This window comes from Bifidobacterium miconis, assembly GCF_019331735.1.
Lineage (GTDB): Bacteria > Actinomycetota > Actinomycetes > Actinomycetales > Bifidobacteriaceae > Bifidobacterium > Bifidobacterium miconis.
This window is the reverse complement of record NZ_JAHBBH010000059.1, coordinates 1-11371: the sequence shown is the minus strand read 5'-3', so window position 1 is coordinate 11371 and position 11371 is coordinate 1. Positions and strand designations below refer to the sequence as shown.

Below are 11371 nucleotides of genomic sequence, written 5' to 3'. Positions count from 1 at the left end.
ACTGCGCAGGCCGACGACACGTTCGTCAACCTCGGCCGTATGCCGCGACGCGTCTCCAGCAGGCCGCACGCGGTCAACACGCTGCTGCGCTCGCTCGATCCGGGGCACTTCGCGCAGAGCGCCGCCGGACAGCCCGGCCAGCCCGGCCAAACCGGGGCGCAGCCGGCGGCCAACGTGCATATCAGCTTGAACGGCGCATCCGCACCGAAGATGCGCAACACGCGGAAGGAACAGCAATGAGCATGCCTAATTCGCTTGCCGACGGCCGTTACCAGCTCGGCCAGTCCATCGGCCACGGCGGCATGGCCGAAGTGCGCGTGGCGCTCGACACGCGGCTCGGCCGCACCGTGGCCATCAAGATCATGCGTTCCGATCTCGCCAACGACCAGATCTTCCTCACGCGATTCCGCCGCGAGGCGCACGCCGTGGCGCAGATGAACAACCCGAACATCGTGAACATCTACGATTCGGGCGAGGAGACCGTCACCAACGACGACGGCACCACCGAACGCCTGCCGTACCTCGTGATGGAGTACGTCAAGGGCCAGACGCTGCGCGACATCATCAAGGCCAACGGCGCGCTCTCGCAGCGCGACGCCGAACAGGTCATGCTCGGCGTGCTCTCGGCGCTCGAATACTCGCATCGCATGGGCATCATCCACCGCGACATCAAGCCCGGCAACATCATGATCTCCGAGCAGGGCGTGGTCAAGGTCATGGACTTCGGCATCGCCCGCGCGCTCGACGATTCGGCCGCGACGATGACGCAGTCGCAGGGCGTGGTCGGCACCGCGCAGTACCTGTCACCCGAGCAGGCGCGCGGCGAGACCGTCGACATGCGCTCCGACCTGTATTCGGCCGGCTGCGTGCTGTACGAGATGCTCACCGGACGCGCGCCGTTCGTCGGCGACTCGGCCGTGGCGATTGCCTACCAGCACGTGTCGGAAGTCGCGACCCCGCCGAGCGCGATCGTGCCCGGACTGCCGAAGATGTGGGATTCGATCTGCGCGAAGGCGATGGCCAAGGACCGGCAGAACCGCTACGCCACGGCCGCGGAGTTCCGCAACGACATCCTCACGTTCATGAACGGCGGCATGCCGGTGGCGGCCGCGTTCAACCCGCTCACCGATCTGGCGAACATGAAGGCGCGGCGCGAGGCCGAGCAGCAGCAGGAACGTCAGAATCCGACCGCCACGATGACGATGGGCCAGACCGTGCCGATGGGCGCGGGCGTGCCCGGTCCCGGGGCCGTCAGCGGTTCGGGCGTGGGGGAGACGACCGCCACGCAGGCGTTCAACCCGATCACCGGCCAGTTCGAGGTCGTGCCGTCGATGCGGCCGGCGGGAGGCGCCGGCGGCACAGGCGTGCGTTCGCGGGCCGAACAGCGGGCCGCGGCGGCGAAGGCGAAGCGCAAGAAGATCATTCTCGGCTCAGTGCTTGGCGGCATCGTCGTGATCGCGCTGATCGTGGCCGCGTTCTTCATGCTCAACAACGCGAACGTCACGGCGAACGAGGAAACCGTGCCCGACTTCACGTCGATGTCGAACATCACCGAGGCGAAGGTCAAGGCGCAGCTCGAGGATCTCGGGCTCACGCTCGACCCGCAGGAGGACAACGACTCCTCCGAGCCGAAGGGCACCGTGACCAAGCAGACGCCCAAGGGCGGCACCAAGGTTGCCAAGGGCAGTGCGGTGAAGGTGTGGTTCTCCACCGGCCCGCAGTCGATCAACGTGCCGGACGTGTCCGAGGAAACGCAGGAGGCCGCGCGCGCGTCGCTCGAACAGGCCGGCTTCAAGGTGGCGTCGACCGTCAAAAGCGTGCAGAGCGCGACCGTCGCGCAGGATTTGGTCGTCAAAACCGATCCGGCGGCAGGCACGTCGCAGCCGAAGGGCACCGAAATCACGCTGTACGTGTCCACCGGCAGCTCGAGCATGCCCGACGTGACCGGACAGCCGAAGGACGCGGCGCTGACCACGCTGCGCAGCTACGGCCTGCTGCCGACCGTCTACACCGAAGCCAGCGACACCGTGCCGAAGGACAGCGTGATCCGCACCGATCCGGCGGCAGGCCAGCAGATCGATCAGAACCAACAGATCACCGTGTACGTGTCGAGCGGCCCGGAGCAGGTGGCCGTGCCGGATGCGTGCGCGCCGGGCCAGTCCTACGCCGACTGCGCGGCCGCCCTGACCGCCGCGGGATTGAACCCGACGGCCGGCGGAGCGGGCGAAAACGGCGTGGTGGAAAGCACCAACCCGGCCGTGGGCACGCAGGTCGACAAGGGCTCGAGCGTGACCGTCACCACCAAGAAGAGCGAATCGTCCGGTTCCGGCAACGAGAACGGCACCGACAACAACGGTTCGAACTCCGGTTCGGACAACAACGGCACCGACAATGGCAGCACGGACAACAGCGGTTCCGACAATAATGGGTCCGGGTCCGGCACCACGAACAACGGAGGCTCGGGCTCGGGCACCGAAACCGGGGGCACCACGAACAATGGCGGCTCCGGCTCCAACTCCGGCACCAGCGGCAACTAGCCTCTAGTCTCGTCTCTGGCCTCGCGGCCGGCCACTGGCCATCGGATACGCGAAGGGGGATGTCTTCCAGCTGGAAGGCATCCCCCTTCGCGTATCCGTTGATGCGCAAATACGTATCAGTTGTTGACCTTGGGCTGGAGGCCGGCGGACTTGGCCACAGCGTTGGCCTGACCGCACACGGCCAGCCAGTTGGCGAGCAGACGGTAGCCATCCTGCGTCATCACCGATTCGGGGTGGAACTGCACGGCGTACATCGGCAGATCGCGGTGCTTGATGCCCTGAATGATGTGATCGCCCTGCGTCCACGCGGTCACCACCAGCTCGTCCGGCACGGAATCGGGCTCCACGGCCAGCGAATGGTAACGGGTCGCGGTCATCGGATTCGCGACGCCGGCGAAAATCTCATCGTCGACATGCTCCACCTGGCTCGTCTTGCCGTGCATGATCGTCGGCGCATGGTCCACCGTGCAGCCGAACACCTCGGCCAGCGCCTGCAGTCCGAGGCACACACCGAACATCGGCTTCTTCTCGGCCGCGCAACGCCGGATCACGTCCTCGCTGGCGCCGGACTCGGCCGGCGCGCCCGGACCGGGGGAGATGAGCACACCGTCGTAATCGTCCAGCAGACCGGGCTTCGCGGCGTCGATCGCGTCGTTGCGCACCACGTCGACCGTCGCGCCGAGCGTCTTGAGATAACCGACGATCGTGTACACGAACGAATCGTAGTTGTCGACCACCAGAATGCGCGCCGAATCAGTCATCACAGTCTCCTTAAGCAAATGGGCCACAGCGTAACGCTGCGGCCCAGTGTAGTCAATGGAAACCCGATGCGCCGCGGTGCCTCTCATTTTCGCGGGAAAGGCCTCACCTTTGCGGCTTACGCAATTACGGACTCGCCTGACGGCGAGACTCAAACCGACCTTCGCTCGCCTACCGGCTCACTCAGGCTGAGCCTACGCAGAGTCCACCGGACTCTGCGCTTAACGGGCTCTCCTCCGGCCGTGCAATAACGGACTCGCCTGACGGCGAGACTCAAACCGACCTTCGCTCGCCTACCGGCTCACTCAGGCTGAGCCTACGCAGAGTCCACTGGACTCTGCGCTTAACGGCTCAGACTGTGAAGTTGGACATCTGCTGCAGGTAGGGGATGTGCGAGGCGGCCCACGGGAATCCCCATTGGAACAGCGCGGCGGCCGCGACGAACAGCAGTATCAGCGTGAGCAGCAGCCGGATCGGCAGCACGCCCGGCTGGACGCGCTCAAGCCCGCCGTACAGGCTGAACTCGGGGCGGCGGCGTTCGCCGGCACGCACCGCACGCCAGAACGGGTAGCGCCACGCGAGCAGCGCGGCCAGGAACAGGATCACGTACGCCACGACCGCGAACTGGATCACCGGAACCAGCGAATCCAGCTTCGCCACGGGCGACGTGGTGACCTCGTTGACCGTGAACGTCGTGCCGCCGGTCGCGTTGCTCGTTGCCAGCTCCTTCGGCGTGCCGTCGGACACCTTCGCCCAGTACTTGAGCTTGCCGTAGCTGATCCAACGGTAGATCGGGTCGGAGTACTTCGGCTCGCACGTCGTCATCGTGATCATGCGTTCGGTGGGCGTCGCGCCCGGATTCTTCGGGTTCTCTCCGATCACGCGGATCTCGGTCGGCAGCACGATCTCATAGTCCGTGTATTCGTACACGTACCAGTAGTTCTGCGTGCGGATGACGATCGCGTCGCCCTTCTGCAGCTTGTCGACGTCGCCGAGCGGCTGGCCGTAGCCGTTGCGGTGGCCGGCGATCGCGAAATTGCCGACCTCGCCGGGCATCTGCGTGTTCGTGTAGTGGCCCAGGCCGTGCTTGTTGAGCTGTTCGAGCGTGGTGCCCTGCACGAGATTGCGCTCCCAGTTGTCGCCGAAGCGCGGGATGTACACGGTCGCCATGAGCTCGCCGTCGGCGGTCGGCGCGGCTTCGGTCGGCGGATCGCCCTGCTGGGCGGCCGCGACCTTCGTGCTGTCGCCGTTGCCCGGCGTCGACCAGTTGGCCGACTGGCGCGCCTCGGCCTGCACATGCTCGGCCTGCACGCCCGTCCACCACATCTGCCACACGATGTACAGCGCGCAAATCGCGGCCATCGTCAGCAGAATCTCGGCCAGCACGCCGGCGGCGACCCACAGCCAGCCGTGCTTGCGCGGCTGCTGTCCGGACCGCCCATTCCCAACCTGACCGGCGCCGCCCGCGCGACCGCGCCCGCCGCGGGCCGCCAGACGCCGCTCACGACGCGACATGCCGCCCCCTGCGGCCGCCGCGTCACCGGCGCCGCCGACGATCTCCACGTCGGCCACGCTTTCCAACGTTTCCGGTGATTGCGAATACTCCATATCCTGTTCCCCTGTCCCGATTGCGGGCCGCCGCGCGAATTACCGCGCGCGATCCACGATCATTGCGATGACCGTTGCGGTCACTGCCCGCCGGTGTCGCCCTCGCCGGACTTGTCCTGCTTGTCCTGCGATGCGGACCCGGATTCGGCATCCGGCTCGATGACGCTGGAATACTGCAATGACTGCAGCGATGCCACCGCCTCCGGGAATTCCAGATTATCCTTGGACTCCACTTTCCACCCTAAGCCGAATGCGCTCACGTACTGCTTGTAGATCCGCACGGCCTTGGACGCGCCGAGCGCGCGCGTCATGCCGTCGACCGGGCCGATCGCCGACACCTTGTACGGCGGCGAGTATTTGCGGCCCTGCAACAGCAGCACGTTGCCCTGGCAGATCACCGCCGAATTGAACAGGACGCGCTGGTCCTGGATCATCATCGCCTCCGCGCCGCCGGCCCACAGCGCGTTCATCACGGATTCGATGTCCTCCTGATGCACCACGTAGTCGTTGATGTTGGACGCCGAGCCGTTGTTGTCGACCATGTTCTCCCACAACGGCGAATCGTCGAGCGTGACCGTGATGCCCGGCCCGTGGATCGCCCGCAGGTTCGTGCCCGAGCCGGCGCTGTTGATGTCGTCGTTCGCCGCGTCCGTGCCGTCGGTCGTCAGATCCTTGAGCGTGTCGATTTTCGCACTGAGCCGCTTGACGTCGTCGTTCAGTTCGGTGACGTGCTTCTGCCGCTGCTCGATCAGGTCCGCCGTGTTGGATGAAATGACGGCCGTGCGATTGACGCGCACGTTCGTCGCGAGCAGGAATCCGGTGAGCGCGATGACCAGCAGCGCGGCGACGCGACTGAACCACGGACGTCTCACGCCGTGCTTGCCGACCGCATGTCTCGCCATGTGCCGTCCTTTCGTCCTGACCGCGCCGCGCGCCGGTTCCGCCCGGGCTTGCCTGCCGGCTCGGGCCCGGGCTTGCCTGCGGGCTTGCGCCGACCTCGCCCCGAGTCCGTCCCAGGCCATCTGATGAGCCGTTTTGCCGGCGATTATTCGCTGGTTTCGAGTCTAACCACTATGATGACTTTTAGCCTAAATTAAAGGAGACATACCGATGGCAGACACCCAGCTGCACGACAACGACGAAGACACCCAGAAGGACTGGCAAGCCGACGCCGCCGACCAGACCGCCGAGGACCAGACCGCGACTTCCGCTTCCGACGCTTCCGCCGACGCCGAGAACGGCGACGATTCCGACGACGAGAACTACGGCGTGCCGATGGATCAGGTGGAGGCCGTGCTCAACGCGACCGCCGACAAGTCCGCGCTGACGCCGCAGATGCAGCGCATGATGGCCCGTCAGGAGGAGAACACCAAGCGCGTCGAGGAAACCATCAAGGGCACCAAGTCCAACCCGCGCTGGTTCGTGCCGCTGTTCTGCGCGCTCATGATCATCGGCCTGATCTGGGCGGTCTGCTACTACCTGACCACCGACTACCCGATTCCGGGCATCGGCGCGTGGAACCTGCTCATCGCGCTCGTGATCATCATGGTCGGTTTCATCATGACCATGTGGTGGCGCTGAGTTCGGCTCCCGACTTTCGGCCCTTTGCGCGGCCCTTGCCGTCCCGGTTCTTACAGCCGGTGGCAGCGCAGGATCACATGCTTGGCTCCGGCGAGCGTGGTGGCGAACAGATAGGTGTCGCCGCCGTCGTTCAGCCGGAGCTTTTTGCGTAGCTGAACCGCGGTGAGCGGAAAGTTGCGCACGGTGATGTTCGCTTTGGCGAGATTCGCGAGCGCTTGTTTCAGTTCCTTTTTACCCATGCCGGTGACGGTTTCGACGGTGAACGTTCGGCCGGGGAAGTCTGCGACGGGACGCGGCCCGTCGCCGAGGATGGCGGGGTCGTCGGCTGTGGCGGAATCGTCGGCTGTGCCGCCGGAGATGAACAGGTGGCTGTTCGGGCCGATCTGCGTGACGCCGTACCGTTCTTCGACGAGCGCGAAGCAGCCGGCCTTCATGATCGACGCGTTCGGCTCGTACAGGTACGTGATCTTCTCCGGCAGCGGCGTGAGGCCGAGCGAACGGCCGGTCGCGGATGCCGCTGCGGCGGTTGGGTCGTAGTCGTAGTCGAGTCGATCAGCGTCATTGACGCAATAGACATGGACTATCGCATTGGTTTCACGATTCAGCACGAGCAGCAGTTCCTTGCACTCGTTGCCGGTGGACACGATGTGCACTTCGCCGACCGCACCGCGAAAATCCGCCACGGCCTTGCGCCAGTCGAGCATGGGGGAGAGCTTGATCATGACGTGCGGAGCGGCTTCCAGCAACCGGTCGCGCAGGGCGAGCACGTTCGGCGTGCAGTCCTCGATGGCGACCGTGCGCCCGCCATGCGCGTCGCGCCGCGCCGGATCGATGAAGATCAACGCGGCGGTCTCGCGGTCCAGCACTGTTTCCGCATCGTCGTTGACGATGATCGCGTGTTCCAATCCCAACGCGCGCATATTGTGCTCGGCGAGCGCGCACAGATGCTCCTGCCGTTCCACGTATATCGCCCGTTCGAATCCGCGGGCGATATACGAGAAGTCCACGCCGAATCCGCCGGTCAGGTCGATCATCGTGCCCGGATACGCGGAACCGTCCTCGGCTGTGTCTTCAGCATTGTCTCTGACAATCCGCCGCGCCACCGCCGCCTTGTATCGAGCGGTGAACTCGGACGAGCACTGTTCCATCGAGATGTGCGGCGGGTAGACGATGCCCTCGCACGCCGCCCACTGCGGCAGCTTGGCGCGAGCCGTCTGCCATCCGGCGATCTGGTCGAGCGCCATCGGCAGATCCAGTCCGTCCGCACGCTTGGCCTTGAGCGCCAGCTCGCGCACGTCCTCGTTTCGGTGTTCGACGGCAAATCGGGCGGTTTCAGGCGACATCAGCATGCGTTCCAGCGTATCCACCGCCCGGGATTGCCTCGTACGGAGGGCCATCTCAGCCCCGGGCGACCTCCGTGAGGAAGAGCGACTGTCTCGAGGTTTGCCAAAGCCCGATGACGAGACGATCCTCCTCGCCGGCGAGCTGCCGGACATCGGCCGTCAACCCGCCGGCCGTCCTCACATCAGCGAGAAACCGGCGGATGCGGCCATCACGAAGTACACCGCCATCAGCAGGAACCATGCCGATGTCCATCCGACGTAGCTGCCGCGCTGGGACCGATTCGCTGCGATATACTCGCGGATCGCGGCGCGGCGGCGGAACAGCAGCACCGCGGATGCGATGTAGACCACGATCAGCGCCAAGCCGATCACGGCTGCGACTTCCACCGATTGCCTGGCCACCACTTGCGTCATGAACATGGCGAATGCATTCGTCACGCAGTGCAGTGCGACCGCCCACATCAGCGAATACTCCATCGCCACGTAGCCCAGCAGCAGACCGAGCATCACGGCAAACAGACCTTGCAGCACATCGCCGTGCATCAGACCGAACAACACGGCGCTGGTCGTCAGCGCGAACATCCTGCCCCGACCTTCCAGCGAGCGCATCACCAGGCCACGGCACACGATCTCCTCCACGAGCGGACCGACCAGCACGACGGCGACCACCATCAGCCACGATTCGGAAGCCATGCCGTTGATACCTTCCATTGATGCCGATTTGAGTTGGATGCCCACCGAACCGAGCGCCGTTTGCAACAGCAAGGCGATGCCGTTGGCGACGCCTTGGATCAAGAGCATTGCCGCGACAAGCGTGAGCGCACGACGCGGGGTCATACGCTTGCGAGCGGTCGGAGCCGGCTCGCCCAGCCAGAACGTTTTGGTGCGGATGAGGGGGAGCGAAGTCGCGGCGAGGATAAGCACGGCACCGGCAAAACCGATGATCTGCGCGACGGGTTGTGCGACGGCGGCGGGAATGCCGATGATCGGGGCGGCATGGTCGGCGAGCAGGCCGAAAACCTGCATGAGCGCCATGTAGGCAATGAGCAGGATCGACGCGCGACCGACGAGGGGCCGGGCCGGTGTGCTTGTGGCGGCAGCGACAGGCGGTACGGCGTCGTTCATGGGTTCAAACGTTACGGGGGTCATGACGATGGCTCCTTTGCAATGAGCGTGTGATGGGGGCATGAAGCGCGGAAGCGCGCGGAACGCGTTGTTGTGAACGCACGTTGAAGACTGACAGCGGGAATCGGCACTCGGTCAGGAATGACCGGAAGGATGCGTTGTCCTCGGGAGTTTGACGATCGACAAACTGCGATGCCGTCCACATCACGCCATGCCGGCGGCGATGAGCTGGAGGGCGGCGATGTGGGAGGCGAAGGCCTCGGCGCCTTCGTCGGTGAGCGACACCCAGGTGATGTCGTGGCCGTTGCGGTTGCCCGGACGCTTGTCGAGCGTGACGTAGCCGTTCTCCGCCAACACCTTCAGATGCTTGGAGCACACGGCGTCGCTCACGCCGAGCATGTCGCGGATCGCGGCGAATTCGACCTCGCCCGCGCTGTGCAGCATGCCGCAGATGCGCAGGCGCATCGGTGCATGGATCACTTCGTTGAACTGCGGTTCGCTCACGATGCGCCTCCTTTCCGCGGTCCTGCCCATTGAGGGTTTCCGATATCGCATTCCAGACACGTACCGGTCACCGGTTTGCGCTTCCCGTACTCATTCCGGGTTCCGCACGCCAGCCCCGGCAACCGGCCGGCGCACGAAACCCTTATCATACCGGCCACGCCGATCACATTCCCGCCGCGATTGCGTCGCGCTGCCTGCGGTCGTAGATCCAGCCGAGCACCGAGAACAACACCACGAACACCGCGCCGCCAATCATCAGTTCCGTCATCGGCGCTTCGGGATGCCGAGCCATGCGGCCAAGCGTGTATCCGCCGAGATAGACCGGGATGATCCATGTCGCGCACATGCCGATGTACAGCGCCCAACAGACTCGGGTCGACGGCTTCATGCGCAGATCGAGGTTGCTGCCGCGCGTCCAGCGGATCAGGCTCATCACCATGCCGACGATGCAAACCAGCAGGAACAGCACATTGATCGAAAGCACCCATTCTTGCCGCACCACCATCTGGGCCAGATTCGCGATGCACGCGATGACCGCCATGGCGCAGGAGGACTGACACGGGTACAGCCACCACGGCGCGACGACCAGTTGCGCGGCTTCGCGGCGTTCTGCGTCGGGCAGCGTGCGGAATCGCGCCGTCGTCCACAGCTCGCCGTTCGCGCCGTACCGTCGCCGGCCACCGCTGTCGAGTTGGAATTCGGCCATCGACCCGCCGGCCATGATGTAGTCGCGGGTCTCTCGATTGACTAACTGCGTGAAGAGCAGCGTCGCCGCGCCGGACACGGCCGCGATCAGCGCACCGATCCACCCGGGCATCGGCATGATCATGACGACGATCGAGGCGCCGATATAGACGGTAAACGCCGCGATGACGTACGCCCAGCCCTTGCGCGTCGGCGGATGGGCGAATACGTGAACGCCGCTTTTGGATGCGCCGAACAGCAGCATCCCGATCGCCCCGCACATGCTGGTCAGCAGCGCGATGTACGCGATGATGAAGTACGTGTCGTTGGCCCCCAACACGTCGAAGGCGTTGTTGCGCGTCGCCCACATGAACAGGATGACGACGGCCGTGGCGATCGCGACGACGATGCTGTACCACAGTGGAGTGGCGAATTTCCGGGCGACGGCCTCGCGGTCGGCGGTGAGGAAGGCCAGCGCGTCCGCGGCGGAGAGCCGGTCGGACGACGGCATACTGTTTCGTTGGGACGGCCGGTCCGGTCCGGAGGATACGGCCCGGACCGCGTCATGTTGCGATTGGGCCGGCACCGGTTTGCCGATTGCGGATGATGCGCCGGGGGAATGCGAATTGTTGCGGTTCATGGTGACTTCCTTGTGCTGTGCGCCGGCGTTGTTCGCCGATGATGCGCGATGAGATTGGACGGACTGCTGTTGCGGAACGATCTGAGCCGTCATATACGGCACAGATCGTGCGGATGACCGGTCCGGAAGCGTTCACGGGTTGCGCATCACCATGATTGTTTCCGTTATGGAAAGTATAACGCTTTCCACTGAGGAAAGTCAAATGAAAGGGCGGGGGCACCACATCGCCCAAGTTTGGCGACCCGCGCGCGACAGCATGCGTACGACACCGCCTCGCCCCGGCTCTTGCATTGGCGCAACGGCGTGGTTCACACTGCGAGACACTGCGTCTTGGTGAACGATCGCCGAGTCATCAACCGATTGACGGCAACTTGGACAATGAGTTATCCACATGGGAAAACCTTGCAATTCCAAGGGGTGAGCAGACTTATCCACAAGTTATCCACAGTGCTGTGGATAGTGCGTGGTGGACGGAGTTCTCCACATAATGTGGATAACTATGGGGATAACTCGTGGATAACTGCCTGAAATCGGTGGACAACCGCTACGTTGCCGGTGGATAGACGGTGGATAGTCTGTGGATAACTTGT

10 protein-coding genes are annotated in these 11371 nt (G+C 64.6%); 3 read left to right on the top strand and 7 right to left on the bottom strand.

Features of this window, described 5'->3' with window-relative positions; genetic code table 11:
• A partial coding sequence (locus tag KIH79_RS12155; RefSeq protein ID WP_219059612.1) for a hypothetical protein occupies positions 1–240 on the top strand: 240 nt, incomplete at its 5' end.
• Complete coding sequence (gene pknB / locus KIH79_RS12150) at positions 237–2537, top strand: Stk1 family PASTA domain-containing Ser/Thr kinase (RefSeq protein WP_420829380.1); 2301 nt, start codon at positions 237–239, stop codon at positions 2535–2537. The genes KIH79_RS12155 and pknB, both read left to right, overlap by 4 nt.
• A 116-nt stretch (positions 2538–2653) precedes the next feature.
• Here the strand turns inward: pknB and KIH79_RS12145 are convergent, their stop codons facing one another.
• The 3 genes from KIH79_RS12145 to KIH79_RS12135 form a co-directional block, all read right to left on the bottom strand.
• Complete coding sequence (locus KIH79_RS12145; protein WP_219059611.1) at positions 2654–3298, bottom strand: anthranilate synthase component II; 645 nt, start codon at positions 3296–3298, stop codon at positions 2654–2656.
• Between the two features lie 349 nt (positions 3299–3647).
• Positions 3648–4811 (bottom strand): class E sortase, encoded by a 1164-nt coding sequence (locus tag KIH79_RS12140; protein ID WP_219059614.1) that lies wholly within the window; start codon positions 4809–4811, stop codon positions 3648–3650.
• 173 nt (positions 4812–4984) lie between these two features.
• Complete coding sequence (locus KIH79_RS12135; RefSeq protein WP_219059610.1) at positions 4985–5806, bottom strand: DUF881 domain-containing protein; 822 nt, start codon at positions 5804–5806, stop codon at positions 4985–4987.
• Between the two features lie 208 nt (positions 5807–6014).
• Here KIH79_RS12135 and crgA point away from each other — a divergent pair, with 208 nt between their 5' ends.
• Entirely contained in the window at positions 6015–6485 is a 471-nt protein-coding gene (gene crgA, locus KIH79_RS12130) for a cell division protein CrgA (protein ID WP_219059609.1), read from the top strand.
• Positions 6486–6535: 50 nt separating this feature from the next.
• On the opposite strand, the gene KIH79_RS12125 is transcribed toward crgA, so the two are convergent.
• The 4 genes from KIH79_RS12125 to KIH79_RS12110 all read right to left on the bottom strand — a co-directional run bounded on the left by KIH79_RS12125 (position 6536) and on the right by KIH79_RS12110 (position 10781).
• Positions 6536–7834 (bottom strand): THUMP-like domain-containing protein, encoded by a 1299-nt coding sequence (locus KIH79_RS12125; RefSeq protein ID WP_219059613.1) that lies wholly within the window; start codon positions 7832–7834, stop codon positions 6536–6538.
• A gap of 171 nt (positions 7835–8005) precedes the next feature.
• Entirely contained in the window at positions 8006–8977 is a 972-nt protein-coding gene (locus KIH79_RS12120; RefSeq protein ID WP_219059608.1) for a CPBP family intramembrane glutamic endopeptidase, read from the bottom strand.
• Positions 8978–9157: 180 nt separating this feature from the next.
• A complete protein-coding gene (locus KIH79_RS12115) occupies positions 9158–9457 on the bottom strand; it encodes a transcriptional regulator (protein WP_033492775.1) in 300 nt (99 codons plus the stop codon).
• A gap of 163 nt (positions 9458–9620) precedes the next feature.
• Positions 9621–10781: a hypothetical protein gene (locus KIH79_RS12110; protein WP_219059606.1), complete on the bottom strand. Its 1161-nt coding sequence runs from the start codon at positions 10779–10781 to the stop codon at positions 9621–9623.
• Between the last annotated feature and the right edge of the window lie 590 nt (positions 10782–11371).